The 26,983-nt window shown below is 36.7% G+C and carries 21 protein-coding genes and 1 riboswitch; of the genes, 5 read left to right on the plus strand and 16 right to left on the minus strand.

The genetic code is table 11. From position 1 onward, the window contains the following. Positions 1-51: 51 nt before the first annotated feature. From copB to IGK91_RS08545, 8 genes are all read right to left on the minus strand, one after another. Positions 52-2,289 (minus strand): copper/silver-translocating P-type ATPase CopB, encoded by a 2,238-nt coding sequence (gene copB, locus IGK91_RS08510; protein WP_010737924.1) that lies wholly within the window; start codon positions 2,287-2,289, stop codon positions 52-54. A 28-nt stretch (positions 2,290-2,317) separates the two neighbouring features. Then, positions 2,318-4,501 (minus strand): copper-translocating P-type ATPase CopA, encoded by a 2,184-nt coding sequence (copA, locus tag IGK91_RS08515; protein WP_081123198.1) that lies wholly within the window; start codon positions 4,499-4,501, stop codon positions 2,318-2,320. Continuing rightward, entirely contained in the window at positions 4,501-4,710 is a 210-nt protein-coding gene (gene copZ, locus IGK91_RS08520; protein WP_010718490.1) for a copper chaperone CopZ, read from the minus strand. The genes copA and copZ overlap by 1 nt, the downstream gene beginning before the upstream one ends. Positions 4,711-4,726: 16 nt before the next feature. Then, positions 4,727-5,164 carry a CopY/TcrY family copper transport repressor gene (locus IGK91_RS08525; RefSeq protein ID WP_010718491.1) on the minus strand — a complete coding sequence of 146 codons (438 nt, stop codon included), beginning with the start codon at positions 5,162-5,164 and terminating at the stop codon, positions 4,727-4,729. Between the two features lie 73 nt (positions 5,165-5,237). Further along, positions 5,238-5,777 carry a topology modulation protein gene (locus tag IGK91_RS08530; protein WP_010737927.1) on the minus strand — a complete coding sequence of 180 codons (540 nt, stop codon included), beginning with the start codon at positions 5,775-5,777 and terminating at the stop codon, positions 5,238-5,240. Positions 5,778-5,871: 94 nt separating this feature from the next. Further along, on the minus strand, positions 5,872-7,332 hold the full coding sequence (locus IGK91_RS08535) for an APC family permease (RefSeq protein WP_010737928.1): 1,461 nt from the start codon (positions 7,330-7,332) through the stop codon (positions 5,872-5,874). A gap of 531 nt (positions 7,333-7,863) precedes the next feature. After that, positions 7,864-9,924, minus strand: a complete 2,061-nt coding sequence (locus IGK91_RS08540; RefSeq protein WP_010737929.1) for a heavy metal translocating P-type ATPase — start codon at positions 9,922-9,924, stop codon at positions 7,864-7,866. A gap of 385 nt (positions 9,925-10,309) precedes the next feature. Next, positions 10,310-11,488, minus strand: a complete 1,179-nt coding sequence (locus tag IGK91_RS08545) for a carbohydrate binding domain-containing protein (RefSeq protein WP_010737930.1) — start codon at positions 11,486-11,488, stop codon at positions 10,310-10,312. 314 nt (positions 11,489-11,802) lie between these two features. Here IGK91_RS08545 and IGK91_RS08550 point away from each other — a divergent pair, with 314 nt between their 5' ends. Both IGK91_RS08550 and IGK91_RS08555 read left to right on the plus strand, forming a co-directional pair. Continuing rightward, positions 11,803-11,997 carry a helix-turn-helix domain-containing protein gene (locus IGK91_RS08550; RefSeq protein WP_010737931.1) on the plus strand — a complete coding sequence of 65 codons (195 nt, stop codon included), beginning with the start codon at positions 11,803-11,805 and terminating at the stop codon, positions 11,995-11,997. A gap of 178 nt (positions 11,998-12,175) precedes the next feature. Continuing rightward, positions 12,176-13,270, plus strand: a complete 1,095-nt coding sequence (locus tag IGK91_RS08555; protein WP_181934369.1) for a hypothetical protein — start codon at positions 12,176-12,178, stop codon at positions 13,268-13,270. A gap of 81 nt (positions 13,271-13,351) precedes the next feature. Here IGK91_RS08555 and asnS read toward each other — a convergent pair whose 3' ends face one another. The 6 genes from asnS to IGK91_RS08585 all read right to left on the minus strand — a co-directional run bounded on the left by asnS (position 13,352) and on the right by IGK91_RS08585 (position 21,310). Beyond that, positions 13,352-14,650: an asparagine--tRNA ligase gene (asnS, locus tag IGK91_RS08560; RefSeq protein ID WP_010718497.1), complete on the minus strand. Its 1,299-nt coding sequence runs from the start codon at positions 14,648-14,650 to the stop codon at positions 13,352-13,354. Positions 14,651-14,686: 36 nt separating this feature from the next. Then, complete coding sequence (locus IGK91_RS08565) at positions 14,687-15,877, minus strand: pyridoxal phosphate-dependent aminotransferase (protein WP_181934370.1); 1,191 nt, start codon at positions 15,875-15,877, stop codon at positions 14,687-14,689. A gap of 19 nt (positions 15,878-15,896) precedes the next feature. Next, positions 15,897-16,418, minus strand: coding sequence for a DUF5590 domain-containing protein (locus IGK91_RS08570; RefSeq protein ID WP_010718499.1), 522 nt, complete (start codon positions 16,416-16,418; stop codon positions 15,897-15,899). Between the two features lie 77 nt (positions 16,419-16,495). Then, positions 16,496-19,276 (minus strand): helicase C-terminal domain-containing protein, encoded by a 2,781-nt coding sequence (locus tag IGK91_RS08575; protein ID WP_025480520.1) that lies wholly within the window; start codon positions 19,274-19,276, stop codon positions 16,496-16,498. Positions 19,277-19,559: 283 nt separating this feature from the next. Continuing rightward, positions 19,560-19,760, minus strand: coding sequence for a cold-shock protein (locus IGK91_RS08580; RefSeq protein WP_005875554.1), 201 nt, complete (start codon positions 19,758-19,760; stop codon positions 19,560-19,562). Between the two features lie 443 nt (positions 19,761-20,203). Next, positions 20,204-21,310, minus strand: a complete 1,107-nt coding sequence (locus tag IGK91_RS08585) for a hypothetical protein (RefSeq protein ID WP_010737935.1) — start codon at positions 21,308-21,310, stop codon at positions 20,204-20,206. 232 nt (positions 21,311-21,542) lie between these two features. On the opposite strand from IGK91_RS08585, the gene IGK91_RS08590 reads away from it, so the two are divergent. The 3 genes from IGK91_RS08590 to IGK91_RS08600 all read left to right on the plus strand — a co-directional run bounded on the left by IGK91_RS08590 (position 21,543) and on the right by IGK91_RS08600 (position 24,597). After that, positions 21,543-21,665 carry a hypothetical protein gene (locus IGK91_RS08590; protein WP_010737936.1) on the plus strand — a complete coding sequence of 41 codons (123 nt, stop codon included), beginning with the start codon at positions 21,543-21,545 and terminating at the stop codon, positions 21,663-21,665. 123 nt (positions 21,666-21,788) lie between these two features. Next, positions 21,789-23,096, plus strand: a complete 1,308-nt coding sequence (locus IGK91_RS08595) for a serine hydrolase (protein WP_181934371.1) — start codon at positions 21,789-21,791, stop codon at positions 23,094-23,096. Between the two features lie 301 nt (positions 23,097-23,397). Then, on the plus strand, positions 23,398-24,597 hold the full coding sequence (locus tag IGK91_RS08600) for a YdcF family protein (RefSeq protein WP_010718504.1): 1,200 nt from the start codon (positions 23,398-23,400) through the stop codon (positions 24,595-24,597). Positions 24,598-24,659: 62 nt separating this feature from the next. Here IGK91_RS08600 and IGK91_RS08605 read toward each other — a convergent pair whose 3' ends face one another. Further along, positions 24,660-25,952, minus strand: coding sequence for a voltage-gated chloride channel family protein (locus IGK91_RS08605; protein WP_010737938.1), 1,293 nt, complete (start codon positions 25,950-25,952; stop codon positions 24,660-24,662). A 49-nt stretch (positions 25,953-26,001) separates the two neighbouring features. Continuing rightward, positions 26,002-26,069: riboswitch (Fluoride riboswitch) on the minus strand. A gap of 42 nt (positions 26,070-26,111) precedes the next feature. Further along, entirely contained in the window at positions 26,112-26,759 is a 648-nt protein-coding gene (locus IGK91_RS08610; protein ID WP_010718506.1) for a FusB/FusC family EF-G-binding protein, read from the minus strand. Positions 26,760-26,983 lie beyond the last annotated feature (224 nt).

The following is a 26,983-nucleotide window of genomic DNA, read 5'->3' on the forward strand; positions in this document are numbered from 1 at the left end:
TGTCTTTTTTCTATTTTTACACTCACTCGTTAATCAAGTAACGTTAACAACTTATTTTAAAGTTAAGGCGTTGAGCGCAACGACCACTGTACTTAGTGACATCAAGACTGCTCCCACTGCTGGGCTTAAAATAAGTCCGATTGGTGCTAAGATTCCTGCTGCTAAAGGAATAGCAATAATATTATAACCAGCGCCCCACCAAAGATTTTGGATCATTTTTCTTCTTGTTTCTTTTGCTAATTCTAAGAAATGCAAGATATCTTTGGGGTCACTGTTCGTTAAGACAACATCTGCAGAATCAATCGCAATATCAGTTCCTGCTCCGATTGCCATACCTATCGTTGCCCGTGCTAAGCTTGGCGCATCATTGATGCCGTCACCAACCATGATCACTTTTTTTCCTTGATCAAGATATCTTTGAACGATCGCCTCTTTGTCATCTGGCAGTAGACCGCCGTAATATTCATTGATTCCAAGATATTCGGCTACTGCTTGGGCTGCTTTGGGGTTATCCCCAGTCAACATGACTGGGATAATATTTTTTTCTTTGATCGCTTGGATAAACTCTTTTGCTTCTGGTTTAATGACATCTCCTAGAGCAATCACAGCCACTAATTTATCTGAAACTACTAAAAAGCTGACAGTGTTTCCTTGAGCTTCATAGTTTTTTAATCGTTCAGGGTCGATTTTTAGTCCTAAACGTTTTGCTTCTTTTTCATTAATAATTTTAACATCTTTGTCTTCCACAGTTGCTTCTAAACCAACACCTGCTAAATTTTTTTGTTCCTGTGCTTGATAAGGAGTAATCTTTTTTTCTTTTAAATAATTCATTATCCCAATCGCTAAAGGATGATTTGCATGTGCTTCTAAAGCACCAATATATTTCAAGATTTCTTCTTCTTGATAAGCTTCATCTAAAATCTCAATACCAGTTACAGTAAATTTCCCTTGGGTCAACGTGCCTGTTTTATCTAACATGATCACATCTAGATCATTGGCTTGTTCCATCGCATTCCGATTTTTCAAAAGCAACCCATTTTTAGCTGCGATCGAAGTCGAACGAGCAACGACTAATGGAATCGCAAGTCCCAGTGCATGCGGACAAGCAATGATGAACACGGTGACCATTCGTTCTAGTGCATCTGGTAAATTTGCTAGGAAGAGCCAAGCAATAAAGGCGATGATCCCAACTACTAAAGCCACATAAAATAACCATTTTGCTACTTTATCTGATAGAAACTCTAATTTAGATTTTTCTCCTTGGGCTTTTCGTACCATCTCCATTACTTTTGCAAGGTAACCATTTTCGCCAGTACCTGTTACAGTAATTTCAATTGTTCCGTCGCCATTAATTGATCCACCAATGACCGAATCGCCCACTTGCTTTTTAACCCCTTTGGATTCACCCGTAACAGCAGATTCATCAACAATGGTATGTCCTTTGTCGATCGTCCCATCCGTTGGCATCTTGTCTCCAGCACGAACAATTAGACGATCACCTTCATGGACTTCTTTTAAAGAGACGGTTTCTTCAGTTCCGTCTTTTTTCAATCGTTTTACCGATTCAGGTAATAATTCTGCTAATTTTTGTAAAGCATCGCTGGCATTAGAGACTGCATTCATTTCGATCCAATGTCCCAATAACATGATTACGATTAACGTTGCTAATTCCCAGAAAAAATCCATGACATGTGTATGGGGGTTGATGAGGTTGGCTATAAAAGAATACACACTATAAACATATGCGACGGTAATCCCCATAGCAATCAGTGTCATCATTGCTGGACTTTTTTGTTTCAATTCCATTTTGGCTCCGCTTAAGAATGGTTGTCCGCCATAAATAAATAAAATCGTTGCCAGAACCAACACCACCCAATTAGAGCCAGGAAACGTCACTTGAAAAGGAAAGGACATCCCCATCATCGGTGAAAAAAGAATAATCGGAATCGCTAAAATCAGAGAAAGCCAAAATTTTTGCTTAAAGTTCCCCATGTGCATAGAATGATCCATTCCACTCATATTTTCATGACCCATGTGGCTATGATTCATTCCACTCATATCTTCATGATCCATATGGCTATGATCCATTCCGCTCATGTGTCCATGGTCCATCTGTTGGTGTCGTTCCATGTGTCCATGCGTATGGTGTTGATCCATATTTTCCATTTTTCCATGTTCCTGTAAATTATTCTTGGTATTCGTTTGTTCTACAGTTATTTTTTCCTCAGGATTCTTTCCAATAGCGCCCTTTTTATTTGTTTCATTCTCAGGATCTATTCCATTATTCATCTTTTTCCTTCCTTTCCTCTGAAACGATTTATTTGATCGTTTTTCGATTTAAGCTTAAAGAATTCAATAATACACTGATTGAACTAAAGGCCATTGCGCCACCAGCAATGATTGGGTTTAAAAAACCAAAGGCAGCAAAAGGAATCCCGATCGTATTATAAATGAATGCCCAAAACAAATTTTGTTTGATTTTTTTTAATGTGGCAGCTGATAAAGAAATCATTTGATTGATAGAAGTTAAATGACTATTCATTAATGTCACATCGGCTGTTTCCATCGCAATATCGGTTCCACTTCCCATTGCAATCCCAACATCTGCTAAAGCTAGCGCTGGGGCATCATTGATTCCATCACCGACCATGCTAACTTTCTTTCCAGCTTTCTGTAGTTTTTCTACATAGTTGGCTTTTTCTTCAGGTAAAACTTCTGCAAAGATATGGTCGGAATCAATTCCTACTTGTTTGCCGATTGCTTGAGCGGCTCGTTGATTATCTCCCGTAACCATAAACACATCGACACCTTTTTGTTGTAGTTGCTCGATTGCTTGTTTTGCATCTTCTTTGATTTGATCAGCAACGGCAATCATTCCAAGAACCTGTTCTTCGTTGGCTAAAAACATCACTGTTTTCCCTGCCTGTTCTAATTCTAACGCCTGTTCTTGAAATTCATCAAATGAAAGGTTCATTTCAGCTAGTCTCTTTCTTGTCCCAGCAAAATAATGAACACCGTTGATCGTTCCACTGATTCCTGCACCAGGATGAGCAACAAAATCAGTGATTGGCTGAGTTTTTGCACCGACTTTTGCACCATAAGCAACAATAGCTTTTCCTAAAGGATGTTCAGAAGCATGTTCAAGGGAATAGAAAAGGGAAATGATCTCTTTGGGACCGATGACATCTGTTACTTCTGGTCGGCCTTGTGTAATCGTTCCAGTTTTATCCAAAATAATACTATTTAGATGAGCGGCTCCTTCTAACGCTTCGCCACCTTTGATCAATATCCCATTATGAGCACCGACTCCTGTTCCTACCATGATGGCAGTTGGTGTTGCTAAACCAAGCGCACATGGGCAAGCAATGACTAAAACGGACACACTATGAAGCAATGCTAACTGCCAATCCTTCGTGAGCCATCCTGTAACTAATAGTGTCACCAATGCTAAAAACAAAACGATCGGTACGAAAATCCCTGAAATCTTGTCAGCAATTTGTTGGATCGGTGCTTTACTTCCTTGAGCATCTTCCACCATTTGGATGATTTGTGCCAACACCGTATCTTTTCCTATCTGAGAAACTTGTATTTGGATCAATCCATTGGTATTGATCGTTCCACCAAAAACCATATCTTTTTCTTTTTTCTCAACAGGTACACTTTCTCCTGTCAACATGCTTTCATCCAATGCACTAGTGCCAGCAATGATCCGTCCATCTGTAGGTACTTGTTCACCAGGACGAATCACTAAGATGTCATCGATCATGACCTCATCAATTGCAATCGTCTCTTCTTTGCCATCTCTTAAAACTTGTGCTGTTTTTGTCTGAAGGGACATCAACTGTTTGATGGCATCGCCTGTTTTACTTTTTGCTGTATGTTCTAAATACTTTCCAAGTAAAATCAAGGTAATGATCATACTGCTACTTTCAAAATAAAGATCATGGGAATGGCTAGGGAAAAAACCATTATAAATGCTTAATGCGAAGGCTGCAGATGTTCCAATCGCAACTAAGACATCCATATTCGGCGCTTTAGTTTTTAATGCATGATAGGCTCCTTTATAAAAGCGCCAACCTACATAAAATTGCACAGGCAAAGCAAAGAGCAACTGCACAAGAGGCAGATGGAAGAACGACACAATTGGTCCATGACTTCCAAGCATCATGGCAATCATTGCTAACATCAAGGGTAGAGTCAAGATCGCACTAAAGATAAGATCAAACTTCATTTTTCTTAAATAGGTTTGTTTCTCCTCAGCAATTTTTTGTTTATGCGCTTCGTCATATAAAATTGCCCCATAGCCGATATTTTCGACACTTTTGATCAATCTTTCTGTAGTAGTGTCGGTATATTTCACACTTGCCTTTTCAGTGGCTAAATTGACAGTAGCAGACATGACACCAGGTTGTTCATTTAGTTCTTTTTCGATTCGAGCAGAACAATTCGCACATGTCATTCCAGTAATGACAAATGTTTCCATTTTGGTATTCGTTGCCATCAAATCACCTCTGCTTGATAGCCTAATTCATTGATTGCTTGACAAATCTCTGTCGCTTGAACATTTGCTTCATCAAATTTCACAACGGCTTTTTCTTTTTTCAGCTGAACTTTTACTTTTTTGACACCACTGATTCTTCCGACCGCTTCTTCAATCCGAGCCACACAATGGTTGCAACTCATCCCTTTAACTGAAAATTCTTGTTTCATTCTTGTTTCCTCCTTATTACTGTTTCTTACATTCACATTGGCCAGGTATACAATTACATTCAATCGTTTCGACTGGCTCTTTTTTATTGAGTTGTTTCATGATCTGCTGAATATCTTCTTGGGTCAATGTCGCTTCTTCAACCAAATCAGCAATTGTCGCACCGACTCTTTTTGCACAAATATGTGAAAAGAGATTTTCAGTAGCACTTCGAACGGTTTCCATCTCGGAAACAGCTGGATGATAAATAAATTTCTTTCCCTCTTGTTCAGTCCAAAGCGCTTCTTTTTTCACCAAACGCCCTAGAAGGGTTTTAACAGTTGCTACTTTCCAATCCATCGAATCAGCTAATATCTGAGTGATTTGTTGGGCATTTGCTTGACCTAAAGTCCAGATAACTCGCATGACTTCCCATTCAGAATCACTGATTTTAATTAATACTCTCTTTTCTTCCATTGGTTTTTCACCTCCATCGATTACATTTGTAAACTTAAATTCGATAATAGATTACAACTGTAATCGAAAATTGTCAAACAATGGGCTTATTTTTTTTCAACTGGTCAATATACTTTTGTCGATCACGTTTATTATCTAAAATGAGTAATTTATTTTTCACTTGCAATGTATCGATCAGTTGGAAGATTCGAGATTCATTCTTTCGCTTAAAACGCCAAACAAAACACAAAAAATCCAAGTATTCTTTATCCAACTTTTCAGTAAACTCATTAGGCATGTCAGGTCTGGTCGCACGATCTCGCTTTCTTTTTAAAGTTCGTTTGATGACACGAGTCATTGCAAGATACGTTGGCACTCGTAATAAGATGATTTGATCTGCTTCTTGCAACCTCTTTGCAGCAGTAGCAAGATAGTTTCCTTCGATGATCCAGTTCTCATGTTTAGCCATAAAGTTTTCTTGCTCTAGTTGAAACCAAACTTGTGCCTTTTCACTATAATCTGTACCATGCCATAAAAAATCTAAGGGTAAAAGAGGAATCTTTGCCGTTTCTTGAATAGTTCTTGCCAGTGTCGATTTTCCAGAGCCACTTTGTCCTAAAATTACTATCTTCATCTTATTCCTCCTCCACTCAAAACTTTTTCTTTTTTTATTTATGATAACATGAGGCACAAAAAAAGAGAGAAACGATCGTTTCTCTCTCAGCTCATTATGTTTTAATCAATGTTTCTTTTACATTTTTATTTTTATCACGACGGGCAATCGCTGGTAAGATCATTCCCAACATGATCAAAATAATTGGTGTAACGACATTTGAGATCAACTGGAACCACCAAGCTTTAGGATCAGCCGCATACTCGACTTTGGGAACCATTCCCAGAATACAAGCAAAAGCGGTAAAGGCAAAACACCAAGCACCGAAAATAAAACCAACCTTTGGATTCTTCACGAATTTATACTCAGAAGTAAATTTCTTGTAAGCTTTATTCAACATCATATACGCTAAGAATACCCATAAATAACGCATAGGCATTACTACTGAATTTAGATTAGTCAACCATTTCACTAATTCGTTCATGTCTTTGATTCCAAAAATGGGTAGTAAAATGATGATGCTAACTAAAATCCCAGTCAATAAATAGCCATTGACGAGTGTTCCTTTATTGCTTCGTTTACGTAACCATGAAGGAACAAATTCTGGATCTGCATCTGCTAATAAAATTTTCAGTGGTGCATCGATTGAGAAGGCTAATGCGGAAATTTGACCAACCATATTTGTCAAAGCATAGATGATCATCAACGAATTACCAATGCCATAATAGTTGCCTAGGATTTGGAAAGCACTGTAAGCACCATTTGCCATTAAGTCTTTCGGAATATTGTCACTCGCAAATAACATTCCCATCGCTACAGAACCTAAAACCGCACAAACACCAACCATTGCAGCCAAGAAAATCATTCCTTTTGGAAATTCTTTGGCTGGATTTCTTGTGGAATTAACATAAGGAGAGATTTTTTCTGCCCCACCTACTGCAAATACAAGCATCGAAACGGTCGTAAAATAGCTAAAGTCAAATGTCGGGATGTATGTTTTGACCTGATTCATTCCTGTAGTAGCAAATTCCATATCAGTAGTAATAAATGGAGCTGTTACTGCCATCAAAATAAATAAAAGTGACATGACAAACATCGCAGTTCCTGCTAATCCACCAATGACCTTCAATGTGGATAATCCTTTTGTAGAAAGATACAAGAAGGCTAAGAAAATTACTAAGGAAATCACTGCTACCATTTGAACAGTCATTGTGTTAACAATATTTCCATTTCCTTGAACTGCCCATCCAGCAGCAATCAAAATTGCCTGAGGTTTTTGTGCAAGATAAGGAATGTGGACGACCCAATAAGTCCATGCAGCATAGTATGCCAACCGTTTATTTGATGTCGTATTTTCGACCCAAGAGCTGACGCCACCTTTACTGTCTTTAAATGCGGAACCAAGTTGCCCTACGATCAAGGCATAAGGGATAAAATAAATAGCAAGAATCAATAGCCAAGAAGTAACAACTGAAATTCCTTGTTGCGCATAGTTGTTTACTACATTCCCCATGCCCCAAACCATGTTGAAAGCAATGAGTGCTACGGTAAACCAACGTAGTTGTTTATCGTTCATCTGTTTTCTCCTTTTAAATTTTTTTAAATAAAATATTTATCTATTTACAATCATAAACAAATTCTTATCTATTTACAATAGTTCGTTATTTTATGTGTGTATATTTTTAATTTTCCCACACTATTCTTCCATCTTTTTATCATTTTACACAAGATAACACCTTGTATAAATTAGTTAATCCCTTTCAAACTGAACGATGTAAAAGAATTTTCTAAAAATTAGATCAAATAGTTATTTTAATATGCTTACTTTCTAATCAAAAAACAACAATGGGTAGTACAATTCAAAAATCGTTGCTTTTAAATAAAAAAAAGAAATTCCCCTTTCATCCGAACAGTCATCAAGCTGACGAATAAAGGAAAATTTCTTTTCTATTGATCAATAACAAACAAAATACACCTATAGAACTTCATTTTAAACACGCATATAAATAGTTTGGTTAAAGATTTTCACTTATTTTCTGATAATCCTACTCCGTAGGCAAGAAAAGTTCACTTTAACGATGCTTGTGTTTAGATCAACAGTCGATCGTTAGAGTTTTAAACATCTCATAGCGTTTAAGACTGCTAGTACAGTGACACCTACATCAGCAAATACGGCATCTCCCATTGTGGCGATCCCGAATGCGCCTAAAATTAAGACAACACTTTTGATCCCGATTGCAAAGATAATATTTTGTTTAACGATTTTCAACGTTTTTCTTGATAAGCGAATAGCATCTGCGATTTTTCCAGGTTCATCATTCATGATCACTACATCAGCCGCTTCGATTGCTGCATCACTTCCAAGACCTCCCATCGCTATTCCGACATCAGCTCTAGCTAGCACAGGTGCATCATTGATTCCGTCACCAACAAACGCAGTCTTTTGCGATGCGTTCGTGAGGATTTGCTCTAATTTAGCCACTTTGTCTTGCGGTAAGAGCTCGCTATAGACCGTGTCGATTCCTAATTCATTTCCAATATGTGTCGCAATTGCTTGTGCGTCCCCGGTAAGCATCACAGTTTGTTTAACTCCAAGTTTTTTTAGTTTTTGTAAAGCTGCTTTTGCATCTTCTTTGATGGAATCTGCAATCACTATGCTTCCAACATACTGTTGATCAATTGCCACATATACTAAGGTACCAACTGCTTGATTGACTGGAAAGGCTATATTGTATCGAGTGAAAAGTTTATGATTTCCTACTAAGACTACTTTCCCATCCACAACTGCCTTGATTCCTTCGCCTAAAACTTCTTCCATTTGATCCGTGGGTAATAATGCTCCTTCATAATCAGCTAAAATCGCTTGTGCAATCGGATGTGTCGAATATTGTTCTACACTTGCAACATATTGCATGAATAAAGGTTCAACCATAGTAGTTTCAATTGATTGAACAGAAAAATCACCTTTTGTCAGAGTTCCTGTTTTGTCAAAAACCATGGTGTCTGTATGAGCTAATAATTCAAGGTAATTACTACCCTTCACTAATACACCCATTTTACTAGCTCCACCAATCCCTCCAAAAAAGCTTAAAGGTACCGAAATTACTAAAGCACAAGGACACGAAATCACTAAGAACGTCAAAGCTCGGTAAATCCATTCATCAAATCCTGTATTTGGTAACACAAGTGGTGGTAAAATGGCTAATAAAACAGCTAATACTACTACCACTGGCGTGTAGTAACGAGCAAATTTAGTGATGAAATTTTCTGCTGGTGCCTTTTTACTACTTGCATTTTCTACTAATTCGAGCAATTTACTAATGGTTGAGTTTTGATAATTTTTTTCTACTTCAACAACTAATGGTTGATTGATATTGATAAAACCACTTAATACTGACTCTCCTTCAAAAACTTCTTTTGGAACCGATTCTCCCGTTAATGCAGAAGTGTCAACTAATGACTGCCCACTGATGACTTTCCCATCTAATGGTACTCGTTCTCCTGGTTTGACAAAAACATGCTCCCCAATCATTACTCTTTCTGGCTGGGTTGTCACCAATCCAGCTTCTGTTTCAACATGAGCCACTTCTGGTCGAATCTCCATCAATGCACGTATCGATTTTCTTGATTGGTTGACTGCAAAGCCTTGGAAATATTCTCCTACTTGATAAAACAACATGACCGCTACTGCCTCTGGATATTCACCAATCAACATCGCACCGATCGTTGCGATTGCCATCAAAAAATTTTCATCAAACAATTGACCTCTCGTAATGTTTAATGCAGCTTGTTTAATAACATCAAAACCAATAAATAAATAGACAAGTAAAAATCCAATAAAACGAATCGGTTCAGCTGGATCCCAAATAAACAAGCCTAATAAGCCAATAGCTGATAGGACAATACGAATCAGATCCTTTTTTTCTTCATTTAATGTCGAAGTCACTTCTTCCATCTCTTTTACCTCAACTTCTGGTTCTAATTCCTTGATCACTTTTCTAGTTTCAGTTTCGATTTCACCTATCTTATCCTGATCTGCGTCAATCGTTAATTTACCTACAGCAAAGTTAACATTTGCTTGCTTTACCCCATTGATTTCGTTGATTCTTTTTTCGATTTTCATTGCACAGTTTGCGCAATCCAATCCTTCTAATCGATAGCTTTTCATGCTCTGACCTCCTCACTTTAAACATGAGCATTTATTCATATATAATTATATATGAGCGGTCACTCATTTGTCAAACTAATACTTCTTCTATTTTTTATCAATCAAAAAAGCATTACCTTTACAATAAAAAAAGCGACTCATAAAGTGAAAACCATATCATTCATTGTAAGAGTACAGGAGTGTCACAAATAAAAAAGAACTGAACAATGGAATCTACACTTGTCATTCCCTGAACTAATCCATACCTAATAGCTATCTTATCAGCAATAAAAAAAATAAGCATTTCTCCTATTTGATTAAAACTCCCCCACTAGCCAAACGAGTGAGGGAGTTTTTTTATTGTTGTCGTATCTCTTCATCCTAAGCGATATCTATTTTACTGGGATTATTCCACTTCTATAGTCGCTAGTAGTTGTTGGAAACTATTCGTAGTACTTGTTCCTGGTCGATTACCTACTAATTTAACTGAAATGATATCGCCAGCAACCACGCCTTTACTGTAAGTCACCCGAACAGTCTCATTCATTTTTTTGACTGATGAATAGTAAGCTTTTCCTTTATAAGTTTCCGCGATATATGCATCATTTTTATAAAGTACGATTCGATTGTCTTGCTCAAATATTTCTCGATCAATATCCATCACTACTTTATTTCCAACTACTTGAATATCTTTCACGATCTGATCATATTCAGTCGCTGCTGATTCCAATTTTTTCTCTACTACATAGGTTTCTAACAATACTTTACCTGCAGAGCTTTGACCAGGTGATCCAGGCGCTAAATAAACTTCAATTTTTTCACCTTTGTTGCCTTCAAACCCACGACGTATCTTTACTAGTTCGTCTGTTATCTCTTTGTAAGAGTAGTAAGCTTTACCATTATACGTTTCAAAATAATAGTTACCATCCAAATAAACCATCAGGCGTTGTTTGCTATTAAATTGTTCTGGCGTTAAGTTTAAGTAGATATATGGTTGGTGACTTTCTACTCCAACAGATAACAAAGTATTTTGGGATGTGTCATCTTCAGATTGGATATCGATATTTTTAAAAGTTGCCCAACCATTTCCCGTAGAAGAAAAACGGATAATATATGTATTGTCTTTTTCTGGTGTCGTAAAAGTAAACGAATGTCTTTCCCATTGTTCATTATTATGTGCCGATTCTTGTAAAGAAACAAATTCTTCTCCGTGATTCAATGTACCAAACTCGACTTTACTCGGAAAATTTTTGCTTCCCGCAGCGTCATAAGAAAATGTGTAGGTCGTATTGGGTTGTAATTTCACATATTGATGGATATTTTCGCCCAACATTGCTTTCACATAAGAAACCCCATTTTCAGTTACCAGTGTTGGATTCTTCGATTCTGGGTTTGACACGATCCAATGATCTAAACCAGCGCTAAAATCCCCGTTACTGATAATCGAGTCCTCAACCACTTCTTTCAAGTTATCACTGATAGTAATAGCTTCCTTGCCTATGGTTGTTGCATGTACGCCTATAGAAGTTCCTAAAGACAGACAGGCAATACTTGCGACAAATACCTTCTTCATGTTATTTTTCATTCTATTTTCCCCCACTAATTGATTTCTGCTGTTACGATTAGGTAACGAGACTCATTCTATATTATCTCTGGAGATACTCTTTTATTTGCCTTGAATTTTCATGAACATTTTATTTTAAAGATCCTTTTTTACACAAAAAAAGAAATAAATCGCCAAATTCCCATTTTTCATCTCTCTATTTAGCAATCCTGCTAATGTTTACTAATTTTTTGGAATTGTCCATAATTTTTTTTCCAAAAAAAGAAATTATCATTGCCGATAGCAGCTATTTCATTAGTACAATCCTTATAACGAGTAAGGAGGTTCCAACCAAGATGAAAGCGATATTATCCAAAAAACATTATATCCAGTTAATTATTTTAGAAACATATTTAGCAAATGGACAAGTGACCGTTCAACAACTAGAAGAAACAACCCAAGCAACCAAGCAAACGATTCTTAAACAATTGAATGAGCTGGAAAATCGTGGCTTTTTTCAAGTGGAAAAGAAAAAGATCATTTATTGCTGAGAAAAAATAAACCAATCAGCTATAGTGAAGTATACAGTTATATTTATCAAGATTCTGTACAGCTTCAATTTATTTCTCTGGTTTTTTCTCGTCCGTTTATAACAACTTCGGAAATTTTAAAAAACTAAAAATCAGTAAATCTCAATTTCGCCGTATCAAAAAACAAGTAGCTGATTTTTTGAACTGCCATGATATTTGTCTGACTGACTCTCCTTTCTACTTTACAGGAGATTCATCTAAACTATATCAGTTTTTTTATGTCTTTTTTTCAGAAAAATATCACGCTAATACTCAATATATTCTTCCGAAAGAACAATTAATTCTTGATCAACTGTTGCAAGCATTTACCGAATTGCCCAACTTCTCTACTTCTCGAGAACAACAACGATTAAGTAGCTGGATCTGGGTGATTATTAAGCTTAGTGTCCATATCCAAAAATCAACGACTTATTATAAATCAGCGGATAAAAATGCAATATCCTCAGCAACTTTACCATTTGATGATTCACGAATCGTCATTGATTATGCACACTTCAAAGAAGTATTCAAGCTTTCATATACGGGTGTCGTCCAATCAAATCTCTTAACATTTCAGTCAATGATGAAAGAACCAAAGCTTTCACTAGAAATGCAAGGGAAAAAGCAATCCTTGATTCAGTTGACAACTGAACTCTACCAGCTATTTGGAGAAAATAAAGAAATCGAGCTCCATTATTCGATCGATCAATCACTAACTTTGTCTGGAAAAATCAAATATTTGTTAAATGATCAAAAAAAACGATTTGTGATTGAATTTTTTAAGCAAAATGGGCGCTTTTCTGCCCATACTGCTAACCGACTGTTACAAAAATTGATCACTTTCAGAAATGAAATAAATGATGATCCTTTATTTTATGAATGGCTCTATCTTACAATTATCTATGATAAACACTTAAAGGAACTTATTAGAAAAAATCAACAGAAGAAAAAAATTGGTCTTGCTTTTACCTACGACCAAGTACATAGTGAATTACTGATTACGCTTCTTAAAACGAAATTGAATGAGTACGCAGTTTTTGAAATCATTGATGTCCAAGATTCTGTAATGAACGATCAAAATGCAGATTCCATCGATTACTGGATTTCTAATCTTCCAATAGCTCCTCAGAAAAACTGGCTACTTTTAGACAATTATCCTTCGCTAAAAGAGATTCGTACCTTAGAATTGCTTCTTCAGCAATCAACGATCCAACCATTAATTAAAGCTTTAAAAGAGCCATTACAAACTGACTAAGTTATAAAAAAACTGCAGAAAGTTAACCTCCTAAGAGGCCACTTTCTGCAGTTTTTTGTGGTTGAACCAGCTATTTCATTTTTATGGATAGATACGGTTTAACAAACGTGGGAATGGAATTGCTTCACGCACATGGTCGATACCTGCGATCCAAGTAACTGTTCGCTCTAAGCCCAATCCAAATCCAGAATGTGGCACTGAACCATATTTACGCAAATCAAGATACCAAGAATATTCATTTTCGTCTAAACCATGATTTTTGATCTGTTCTAATAAGAATTCATAATCCGTTGCCCGTTCACTACCACCAATGATCTCACCGTATCCTTCTGGTGCGATCATATCGGCACAGATCACTACATCTTCACGAGTTGGATGTGGTTTCATATAGAAAGGTTTGATTGCTTTTGGATAATTCAAGATAAATACGGGTTGTTCAAATGAATTGGCAATGAATGTCTCATGCGGAGAACCAAAATCATCGCCCCACTCAATATCATCAAACCCATTTTTCTTCAATAATTCAATCGCATCATCATAAGAGATACGTGGGAATGGTAACTTCGTATAAGTTTTCAATACTTCTTTGTCTCGTTCCAAGACATCTAATGCGTAATCACAGTGATCCAATACATTTTGTACTAAGAAAGCAACATATTGTTCTTGGACCTCTAGACTTTCTTCTTGATGTGTAAATGCCATCTCAGGTTCAATCATCCAAAATTCGATCAAATGACGACGTGTTTTTGATTTTTCTGCACGGAATGTTGGACCAAAGGAGAATACTTTACCAAAAGCCATCGCTGCAGCTTCCATATATAATTGACCACTTTGTGATAAGTACGCTTTTTGGTCAAAATAGTTCGTTTCAAATAAGTCAGTCGTTCCTTCTGGTGCAGAACCAGTTAAAATTGGAGGATCGATTTTGACAAAGTTATGGTTATTAAAGAACTCATATGTTGCACGAATAATTTCATTTCTGATTTGCATGATTGCATGTTGTCTGGAAGAACGTAACCATAAATGACGGTGATCCATCAAAAAATCAGTTCCATGTTCTTTAGGTGTGATGGGATAATCATGACTTTCACTGACAACTTCGATTGTCTTAATCCCGATTTCGTAGCCAAATTTTGAACGGCTATCTTCACGGATTTCTCCGGTCAAGATGATTGATGTTTCTTGGTGAAGATTTTTTGCTAATTGAAATACTTCTTCTGGAACTTCACTTTTCACAACTACTCCTTGAAAATAAGCCGTTCCATCTCTTAGTTGTAGAAAAGCAATTTTTCCGCTTGAACGTTTATTTGCTACCCAAGCGCCAATCTTTACTGTTTCTCCTACATGATTTTTCGAATCAATGATTTGAATTGTTTCCACTTATGACTCTCCTTCGCTCTACCTTAATTATTAGGATTATATTTGACTTTTACTCTCAATAAATTGCGCAATACGTCGGACTGCTTCTTCCAAAGTTCCAAGATCCGTTGCATAACTTAATCGCACATTTTCTGGCGCACCAAATCCTTCACCAGTTACTAAAGCAACACCCGTTTCCTCTAATAGATCTTCTACCCACTTCGTAACATTCTCATAACCGCACATAGCCAACGTTTCTTTTACATTCGGAAACAAATAAAAAGCACCTTGTGGTTTATTAAGTGTCACTCCAGGTAAGTTTGAAACAAGTGGATATAAGATATTTAGGCGTTCTTCAAATGCCACGCGCATTTCTTCCACTGGATCTTGCTCACCAGTCAACGCTTCAATCGCAGCATATTGACTGACTGCTGTTGAATTACTTGTTGATTGAGAAGCAATTGTAATCATCCCATCGATGATTTCTTGGTTCCCCAAAGCATAGCCGATTCTCCATCCCGTCATTGCATAAGTTTTTGAGACCCCATTGATGATGATCGTTTGCTTACGAATAGATTCAGAGATTGTTGCAATTGGAGTAAACTCATTGCCATTATAAACTAAACGTCCATAAATATCATCTGCAACTATCAAAATATCATGTTTGACAGCCCATTCTCCGATTGCTTGCAGCTCTTTTTGATCATAGATCATTCCTGTCGGATTCGAAGGAGAATTGATGATCAATGCTTTCGTTTTAGGGGTTCGTGATGCTTCTAGCTGGGAAACAGTTATTTTAAATCCATTGTTTTCCTCGCCTTTAACAAATACCGGTCGACCTTCTGCTAATTTTACTTGCTCTCCATAACTTACCCAATAAGGTACTGGGATGATCACTTCATCTTCAGGATCTAAAATCGTCTGAAAAAGGGCATATAACGCAAATTTTGCACCATCCGTTACAATCGTTTGAGAAGGTTCATAGGTGATCCCATAGTACTCCTTGATATAATCGACAATTGCTTGGCGTAGTTCAGGAATCCCTGCGCTCGGCGTATAGTAACTTGCTTTGCCGTTTCTAATTGCCTGAACCGCCACTTCTTGGATATTTTCGGGCGTTTCAAAGTCAGGTTCTCCGACCGTTAGACTTAAGATATCTTTTCCTTGTGCTTTTAAAGCTTTTGCTTTTGCTGCTGCAGCAAGCGTCACAGAAGGTTCTAATTGTTGTACTCTTTTTGACAGCTTCATCCTACTCATCCTTTACAAATTATATTCCAGTGATAGTTTTTATTTCTTTCCCTGACTCGAAAGAAAGCAAATAATAATTGAATTGATCCTTTGAATTTTTTCCAACAACTTCCCAGACAGCTTGATTATCGTACATTCCTAGTGAAGCTTTTTCGATTTGGACTTCTGGATGAGCTTGAGCAATTTTTTCTTTTGCTTCTTGTTCAGTTATCCCATCTTTTTGAGCTAATACTTTGACCTTTTCGCCCGATTTAGGAATAATGACCGCAATTTCTTGCCCTTTATCGTTTTTACCAGTCAAAGAAAAGTAAGTATGATTCCGAGTAAACCAATAAAAGTGATCTGCTTCTTCAAGTCCTGCGTATTTTTTAGCAATCTCAATTGCTTCTTGTTTGGCTTGCATCCTTGGGCGGCTCGCACGTAAATAAAAAATCGAACTAAATACGATTATCGCTAATAAAGCGATAATCAACCCTAGTAATACATGATTAATTGTTTTTTCTTTCGGAGATTCTTGCTTTTGTTTTGATTGTTTCTTCAAGGATCGTCGCTCCTTTTATATTCGCTAAGTTTTATTATAGCAGATTTTTCATGCGAAAATAGATTGTCTGAAGAAGTTTATTCTTCGTTTTTCTTTAAGAATTTTGGGATATCTTTGCAAATATCGTCCAATGTTTCTTCTTTGATCGTAATATTCTTCGGTAAGGCCTGCAAGATCCGATTACTGTATTTCGCAGACAGTAATCGACGATCCAGAATCAATAAAACGCCTCGATCTTCTTCACCACGAATCAATCTTCCTAAGGCTTGTCTCAATTTTAAAGCAGCTTTAGGGATCGATTCTTGATAGAATGGGTTGATTCCTTCTGATTCAAGATAGGTATTCCTTGCCTTCACCATCGGTCGTAACGGATTGTCAAAAGGTAAGCGGGTAACCACGACAATCTGTAAAGCATCCCCCGGTAAATCCACACCTTCCCAAAAACTATCAGCTCCAAATAAAACACTCATTTCAGACAGCATGAATCGTTTCAACAATTTCTGTCGGCTACCGCCGATCCCTTGGGCTAAGATTTCCCGTCCTTGCTCTAACATGGATAAATGAATCGCCTGATAAACTTTTTGTAAAATATCATGTGACGTAAACAAAACCAAGATTGGCCGCTTTTCTTGTAAGATCAATTGAGACAACGTATGAGACAAATAGTCCACGTATTGTTGCTGATCAACTTGACTAATTGACGGTGCTTCTTTGGGTACATAGATACGGACTTGTTTTTCGTAATCATAAGGAGATGCGATCACTTTCAATGGTGTACCTTCAATTCCTAAACGTTTCGCAAGATACTGACGATTCGGTCCCACTTTAAGCGTGCCGCCAATATATAAAATATGCGTGTAGCGCGGATACCAAACTGTTCTTTTCAGTGAGGCTGCCTTGAAATCGTGAAGATGAAAAATCGTTTGTTGCGCCGTTTTGTTGGGAACAAACCAATGGATCAAATTTTCATGCCAATCTTCCAGCCACTGTTCCATCAAAGTTGCTTGCTTTTCCATTTGATCGAATAATTGATAAAGAGTGGCTAAATCAATGCGCATTTGTTTCGTCCAGCTTTCTTGAATGATTGTCAAACTTAAGCGCATTTGGTCTTGTAGTTGTTTGATTTCACGATAAAACACATGGAGATGGTCAATTGCAAGGCTCGACTCAAATGGTAACTGCGAAAGCATTTCTTGAGTAACCATCATTTCTTCTGGATACTGACCGTTTGTTTGCTTTGCCGCAAATTGATTCAGTCCTTCTGCCAGAAAAATTTGCGCTTCGTTAAGTGCGTTTAACTCCTCTTGGTAAATCTCTAACCAACGTTGAACTTCGTGGTTTTCTGGTAAATACGCTTTGATCCGGTCAAACAAATGATCCGATTCGTTAAACTGTTGGATTTGTTTGAAAAAATACGCAATACTTAAGCGGCGATCATTGACTTTCTCTGCAATATCAGGCAAATGATGCGCCTCATCGATCAATAAATATGGACTCTCTGGTAACAATGGTCGCTTTCTTTGGGTTTCTTGGACTAAAAAGGCATGATTCACAATCAAAAAATTGCTTTGCTGGATCTTTCTCTCTAAAAAACGAACAAAATCTTGTGCATAAAACGGTTGATTTTTAGCTAAAAATGAAGTCCCCCGATGGGCAATCTCACTAAAAAGAAGATGATTCAAGTTGGTCAAATGCAATTCGTCTAAATCACCGGTTTTTGTTTGAGTCAACCAAACAAGGATTGCCATTTGGTAAAGTAAATACTGTTTTTGTTCTTTTGGCGCTTCAAGGGTCGCTTTAAACCTTTGTAAATCGATATAATGGCGATAACTTTTAATCACTGTTGCTTGAATCGGCTGATCCAACAATTGATTTAACAATGGGATATCTTTCTCCAAGATCTGCTGCTGGAGTACCAGTGAGACAGTACTGATGATCGCCGGCTTTTCAGGAGTGGCTAAATAGCTGAGTGGGAGTAGATACCCGATCGTTTTTCCCATTCCAGTAGCGGCTTCAATCATCAAATCTTTGGACTCATCTTTGGTAAAATGGTCGTATACTGCATTCATCAAGCGATTTTGTTCCTTACGATACATCAATGTTTTCCCAAATATCTTTTCTTTAGCTTGTTTCTTTCTAGGATAAACTTGCTCGTTGTAATGAATGCTGGTATAAAGATCTACTTCTTTTTTTTGCAAAGCTAACCCATCGATTATCTCTAATTCTTCGTTTAACGGCTGAGGTTGTTCTCTCATCTCTTCCATCACACTTTGAATAAATCGACTTGTATCCATTCCAGTTTGCCCACTTAATGCATAAATGGCTTCTAATGTGACTAATGGTAAACGGCGCATCCGTTCTTCAATCAATAGAAGAAGTTGGGCAGTCACTTCGGCATCACTATCAGCTTGGTGTGGGTTTTCATGAATAAAGCCTAGACTCTCTGACAGATCAGCCAATCGAAAGCTTGGCTCACTTGGCAAGAAGATTTGAGCTAATTCAACAGTATCGATGCCAGGAATCTTTAATCCCGGTGTTTGGCACCTTAATAGCTCCTGATTAAGAAAGTTATAATCAAAATAAATATTATGAGCAACAAAAATCGTATCCGCCAACAGATTATAGATGGTTGCGGCCACATCTTCAAAATAAGGTGCTTGTTGGACACGACGATTGGTAATTCCTGTCAGATGTTGGATTTGTTTGGAAATCTTGCGTCCGGGATTAATATCAATCGAAAAACGAGAAGTGATTCGACCACCTTCAATCATGACACATCCAAATTGGATAATGCGATCTTCTTTTGGATTTGTCCCAGTCGTTTCAATATCGACAACTGCATAAGTTTTTGATTTCAAATTTACTTCCTCTTCTCTTGCCTTTAAATGTTCTCTTGCGATTATACTACAATCACCAGAAAATTTCTTAATCTCTCTTTCCATTTATGAAAAAAACCTTTATATTATTGGTTCACTTTCTAAATCATCTGATCACCTTAACTACCGGCTGATTACTCAACTACCTATTGATGCAGAATCAATTCCACTTATCTGAAGAACTTATTTAACTTTGTGATTGATCCAAAACAAAAAAGCTCGACAACTACAATGTAGTTATCGAGCTTTTATTCAAATCAATTAATTAAGCTTTAACAACGTTAGTTGCTTGAGGGCCACGTTGACCTTCTTCAACGTCAAAGTTTACTGTTTGACCTTCTTCAAGAGTTTTGAATCCGTCGCCTTGGATAGCTGAGAAATGAACGAATACATCGTTACCGTTTTCTGCTGTAATGAATCCAAAACCTTTTTCTGAGTTAAACCATTTTACTGTACCTGTTTCCATAATAAAAATCCTCCTTGTGTTTCAACACATATTTTGCAATTACTTGAATGGTGTATATCTGGAAGATGTTTATTTGAAACATGCCACAGATTACCGAACAAAAACTACACTCTTAATATATCATATCGGTTACAAAATAGCCACTATTTTCCCTTCTTTTTTTCCTTTTCATCTGGTGTTTTCTGACAAAAACGAGAAAAAGAGTGATATCTCTGTATTCCGTCCTAACAATTATGGAATCGTTTCCTTATAATTCAGACTTTCTCTAACGATTTTTTTTGATAAGATTCCCCATAAGAACGATAGTTGATAGTAAAATAACACCAGTTGAATCGACTTCTTCTACTTTTTATTTTTTAACTATAAACAAGACTGAGGAAAAAATTTCCCCAGTCGTGCTCTTTCATTTCTTTATTCAAAATGCAAAATCTCATGGCACTCTATTAGTAACGAAGGATTGCTACTAAACTTTTCTCATCTGGTGCCTCTTTTTGTTCAAGAATGACTACTTGTCCTCCGTTCATGATGACATTATCTGCCAATTCATTTAAAACTTGACGGCGGTCATACTCTGTTTCTGGATCTTCTCCAAATCCATCCACTAAGTTAGACGTAGCAATAAACAAGTGAGAAATTTTCCCTTCTTTAGCAGCTGGAACGATATCTACTAGTTGATCGATAAATTTCTTATCTAACAAACGATTATACCCTTCTGCTTCTTTCGCAGCTAATTCCTCAGAAAGTTTTTTAGCTCCTGCTTCGATTTCTTTTAACGATAATTGTGCAGGTGAGGCAGAGATCGCCACATCAGAACAATAGTACGGATTTTTAGCGATTTTTTTGAACATCGTTTGGTTTTCCGGTAACGCAAAGAGATAAATTGGGCGTTTTTCAGGATTGTCAAAGGTATCCTTAAGATAATCATCAACTGCTTGATAATAATTGACCCAGTCGATCTCTACTTCCTCATCTTTTGGATTGACACCATGAAACGTAGCTCCCTCACTACCATTTGAAGTATAGTTTAATCCGCCACCTGTTAACTCCGAACCTAAAGCTGTTACTACATCTTTCGGTGCATCTTCCGGTAATTTTACTTCAGTTACCTGCTTATTGTTTACTTCGTACAACTTCATTGAATCACGATTCAATCCTAGTAGATAATAAGCGTAGTTAAAGTGACTATTTTTGATAATCGCTAGAAGATATGGCAGATCACTCACATAATATTGGTCATCTACAGGAATACCTAAGCGATGGATATACGTATGTTCTGGAGATAAGATGACAGCAACGCTTGTTGTAGCGCTTCGCCAAAATGAAGCATCTTCTAACAAACTAGTGATTTTTTCTTGGAACAAGGACCAGTCATGTTCAGCATATTTTTTTTCAAACCGTTTTTTTGCTTCTTTCGCAAAATTTTTGAACTTGATTTGATCTTTTTCTACATCTTGATGTGCGACATGGGTGTTCAACATAATCGTGACGAATGGGCCTGTAGCACCTTCTGAAGTCAGCTGTGACAATAATTCTTTCGCCATTTTTGTCATAATCGTATCCCTCCTAAAAAAAGTCATTCCTTTACTATAAGTAAAGTCTACCACAACAAATTTTTTCGAGATAATAAAACGAATTTTAATAAAACGACTTATTTCTATTTTTGTTTTATTTAATTAATTTCATAATTATTTCATACTTTACTCAATCATTCCTTTCATTTCTTAAAAAGAAATTCAATTCTTTTTGCTACACTAATAGAAAATAAATGAATGAGGTGATCACATGCACATATTCATGATCTTCAGTTTATTAACCCTAACTGCTGTTACTATTTTTGTTGCTTCTCGATTGAATGAACCAGAAGCGCAACCGGTAAAAATTCGTAGCAAAGATCAAGAGAAGTAACCACTTTTCTCCTTTTTCTATAAATATCTTTTATTATGTTTTTATCAGAAATATTGAAACTACTCTATCTCTTTGATAAAATTTTAATTTATAGGAAAACTATTAGAAAACAAGGAGAAAAAAATGCCTCAAAAAAAATTACGATTGTTCATGTTATTAACAAGTTTGATCTTGTGCCTCGCTGCGATTTTACCAATCACAGCAGTTCACGCTGACGAATCATTCAAAGTCAATGCAAAAGCCGCTTTTGCTGTTGATGCAGAGAGTGGTAAGATCCTTTATGATCAAGATGGAGAAAAACCAATGGGAATTGCTTCAATCACCAAAATAATTGGTCTTTATATCGTTCTTGATCAAGTAAAAGAAGGAAAACTGACTTGGGATGAAAAAGTGCCAATTTCAGATTATGCTGAAAAATTGAGCGTTGTTCCTGACTTGTCAAACGTACCTTTACACAAAGAGAACAGCTATACGGTCAAAGAACTTTTTGATTCAGCCTTTATTCAATCTGCTAACGCCTCAATGGTAGCTTTAGCCGAAAAAATAGCTGGCAGTGAAACAAAGTTTCTTGAATTGATGAAAAAACAATTAAAAGATTGGGGTATTAACGACGCAACGATTGTGAACGCCTCTGGATTAAATAATTCCTATCTCGGTGAGAATCGTCCTGAAGGTACCTCGGAAACAGAAGAAAACCAAATGTCAGCCAAAGATGTTGCGATCGTTGCCAGACACTTGATCTTAGATTTCCCTGAGGTATTAAAAGTGACAAATACTACTAATGAAACGTTCGGCGAAGGGACTCAGTCTCCTGTCGAAATGGTGAATTGGAATTGGATGCTTTCTGGGTTTGTTAACTACAAAGAAGGCGTAGATGGCTTAAAAACTGGTACAACTGAATTTGCTGGTGCTTGTTTTGTTGGAACGATCAATAAAGATGGTAGACGAGTCATTACGGTTGTTTTAAATGCCGATGACCATGCTACAAATCCAAGTGCCCGCTTCAACGAAACCGGACGTTTAATGGATTACTGCTATGATAATTGGTCAATTAAAGAACTTGGAAAGTCCAATGCAAGTATTCCAGATTTAAAAAACTTAGCAGTGAAAGATGGCAAAGAAACTTCAGTAGCTGTTGCCTTAAAAAATCCTGTAAAAGTTTGGGTAAGAAATGGTATGGATACTGGTAAATTAAAAATTACTCCTACCCTTGATAAAAAAGTCGTAACGAATGATCAAGTAGCAGCCCCCGTCAATAAAGGTATGAAGGTAGGGACAGCAACGATTACCTTAGCCGATGATTCACTGGGCTATTTGGAAGACAATAAAGAACCAACCACAGATATTATTACTGCTAAATCAGTTAAAAAAGCAAATATCTTTGTGATTGGTTGGCGACATGTTACTGATTTTTTTAGTAATTTGTTCTAATCCAGCTAAAATACCAACAAGTAGAACGTAGAATTTTAAGTACACCTCTTAAGTCAGAATGTCATTGTCTAACTTAGGAGGTGTACTTTTATCTAACAATCCTTGCTACATGCCCCAAGTTTTCCTTTTTTTAGTTTTTAATTTTTCAGAACAGCTTTTTTTTCTAATTTTAGCTATAATAGTAAAGGTTGTGTCAATTTTATTGATTTTATCTTTCAATCAATCGTTTTTGCGTAAATTGGTATCAACCTAAACAAAACACGTTTTATTTCGTGTTCATTAAACGAAAGGAGTTAATTCTATGAATTTGACAAGAGACCTGACTTTCTTGGTTCTCTATGTTTTAGGGTTTACCGGTATTCTTTATTGGCGCCGTCGTCAAAGTGATCCTGCTCTGTTCTTTTATTGTGGATCTTGGACATTTATGATGATGGTCACTTACTTCATTGTTTTGGAAATTTTTTATTCCACCTTTTACTTTTTGATCCCACTTGTTTTTTTCAGTATTTTTGCATTCTCCTATTTTACTGAAAAACGCAAACTATTGAACGGGGTATTGTTTAATTTCTTTTTAATTAGTTTTGGTGGCTACTTAGTCACCTTGCTGCTTGAAACACAAAATATTTTTATTGGTGGTTTATTTGCAATAATTGCTATCCCCGTTTTGTTGATCTTGTTATTTGGCGTTTACATTTTGATCGTCTTTTTATTTTGGAACGGGTTATTAGTTTTAAAAAGAGAATCTCGCTCATTAGCCAATCTCTTAACTTTATTATTAGCAATCTTTTTGACGTTATATACTATATTTCAAATCTTCTTTATCCAATATTTCCCACAATGGTTCAATGTATTATTCACGGCTGTCCCATTGATTCTGTTTTATCTTTTTGTGGTTTTCTATAACTTTATAACCGTTTCTTTTTTGTATCAGTTCAACCGTCCACGATACAACCAAAATTACATTATTGTTTTAGGGGCTGGTCTACTCAATGGCGAAACGGTATCCCCTCTTTTAGCAAAAAGAATCGACAAAGCGATCGCCTTTTATTGGGCACAAAGTAAAGCAACCTTGAACCCGCCTATTCTATTGATGTCTGGTGGTCAAGGATCAGATGAAAAAGTGCCGGAAGCAATTGCGATGAAGCAATATGCTTTAGCTAAAGGCATTCCTGAGAGAGATATCTTGGTGGAAGCCAATTCAAAGACAACTTTAGAAAATATGCGTTTTTCTAAAGAACTCATGGATCAACAAACTGGTGGGCCATATCGAGCGATTTTCACTTCTAATAATTACCACATCTTCCGTGCAGGTCTTTATGCAAAGCAAGCTGGTTTAAAAGCGGATGGAATCGGAGCGAAAACTGCCTTTTACTACTTGCCGAATGCATTTTTGCGAGAATATATCGCCATCTTGGTTCTGCACAAAAAAAGACACTTGATCGTTGGTGGCTTAATCGTGCTATTTACCGTATTATTCGCAGCTTTGAGCATCTTTATTTAAATAAGGCATTTGGGTGCCCCCCAAATGCCTTTTACTTTTTGTAATCTTTCCTTTTGCAACAACTATTTTCGTGTTTTCGTTCTCCCTTTAGATCGCTCAGACTGTTTCTGACTTCCCATCATTGGCAGGAAAAGAATTCCCTTTTTCACTACTACTTTTTGTGCTGAATAAATTCCACTATTACCAGAACACATGAAGCTCACCAGACAGATCATAAAGAAATAACTGGCTGCTTGTCCACCGAACAATTCGATTCCCATAACAAAACAAGCAATGGGTGTATTTGTTGCTCCTGAAAAGACGCCAATGAATCCCAAGGCTGCTAAAAAAGGAATGGACACATGTAAGATTGGTGCTAGAGCAGCACCTAATGTCGCTCCAATTTCAAATAAAGGAGTTACCTCTCCACCTTGATAACCAGCACCTAAAGACAAGACAGTAAATCCAAGCTTTCCAAGAAAATCATAGAAATGGGCGGTACCATTAAAGGCATCAGTTAACAAAGGCAAACTGAGCCCCAAATATCTTTGGGTTTGCAATAAGAGCGCTGCGATGACGACCACAGCTCCGCCAATAAAATTACGTAGAACTGGACTAGCCATTCTTTTGGCATACCAAGTTTTCAAAAAAACGATCGAACGACTAAATACCCAACCAATAAGACCAAAAGCAATGCCTGCAACGAATAATTTAAAGAAAAGAGATACATCCCAATTTGGAATCGTCCCCATAGGGTAATGGATATGTTTCACCCCAAAGCTTTCAGTCACAAAGTTAGCAAACAGTGCTGCAAAAAAACTTGGAAATAAGGCTTCTGTTCTAACTTTTCCAATTGCTAAAACTTCTAACCCAAATAGTGTTCCAGCCAGAGGCGTACCAAAAACGGAACTAAAACCAGCACTGATCCCGCTGATCACCAATAACTCCCGTTCCACTTTATTTAACTGAAAGAGACGGGCTAAATTTTCTGCTAAAGCGCCTCCCATTTGCACAGCTGTTCCTTCTCGTCCGACAGAACCACCAAATAAATGGGTGGTAATCGTTCCAAATAACGTTAAAGGAATCAGGCGTAAAGGAATTTTTTCTTCCCCACCATTTCCTTGATCAATCACTAAGTTATTTCCTCTACCAGAATTTCCTCCGTACTTACTATATAAAAAAGCAAAAATTCCACCACTTACTGGTAAAAGAAACAACAACCAGGGTGAAGCAAGGCGTATATTAGTAACCCATGTTAAACTATTGAGAAAAAAGGCTGATAAACTTCCCATAAAAATTCCCAATAGCAATGTGATCAATAACCATTTGATCATGTATACGACGACCCTAATTGGATCAGGTAATCGATTTTCCATCTCTTTTCCTCCTCAAAAAAAACGCCTACTAAAAAAAGGGGTATCCCGATTCTTAGTAGGCGTCATTAGTTATCTTAAGATTAACGTTTAAAGGCGAACACCATCACCTATTCACTTCATCAATTAAAATAGCATATATTTATGAAAAATACAATGAAATTATCCTTCTTTTTTTACAATCTCAGTAAATTCATAAAAAGGAGTCAATTGGACTAAATTGTGGTTACAATGCTCACTATCATGGCAAATATAGTTTCCTTTTTTCGTATAGGTGCCATCTGAATTCGATTTTGTTGTTGCTAAAAAGAGTGACACACTCGAAGTTTTTTTACAAATCGTACAAATCCCTTTCGTGATGGTCGGGGATAAAGTCCCGCGAATACCGTTTAACTTCCCTGATTCATCATAATAAACAAGAAATTTTTTCTGGGTACCAGGATCATTCCATCCAATATAGGTGTGTTCTCTTAAATCCAAATGATTCCAATCAGGTTGTTTTAGCTTTTTCACTTTTCGGAATAATTTTTCGATTTGAGCTTTCGAAGGTTGCTCAAAAGGTTGAACTGATTCTTTTAATTCTTCTAATAAGCGTTCAGCAGTTTCTTTAGTCAAAGAAGTATCTAAGATGTTTTCTAAGAAAAGGTTCATCCTTTGTGAGGGTTCTACTAGTTCCTCTATTCTCTCCACAGCTAATGCTTGGACCGTTTCGATCGTTTTAGAATCGTTTACTGAATGATAGACTGATATTAATTGTTCGACTTCTCTTTTAATAAAATAATATTGATAAGGTTTAATTGTTTTTTCCATGACTTTGAGTCCTTTCTTCTTTCAAGTGAATGTACTTTGAAGAAAAGAACTTCAACAAAGTACGTTAGTTAAAGCTTTTCCACTCTTTTAAATAAGATCCATATGGCATCTTATCATCACCCCCTTTAATTTTGTATCAACAACTTGTTCTTGATACAAAGTAAACCGTAAAAATCATGGTTCGTCAATAAAAAAAAACCTGAGAAATTTTATGAAATTTCTCA

Origin of the sequence: Enterococcus sp. DIV1208 (genome assembly GCF_050530455.1) — a bacterium.
Lineage (GTDB): Bacteria > Bacillota > Bacilli > Lactobacillales > Enterococcaceae > Enterococcus_B > Enterococcus_B hirae.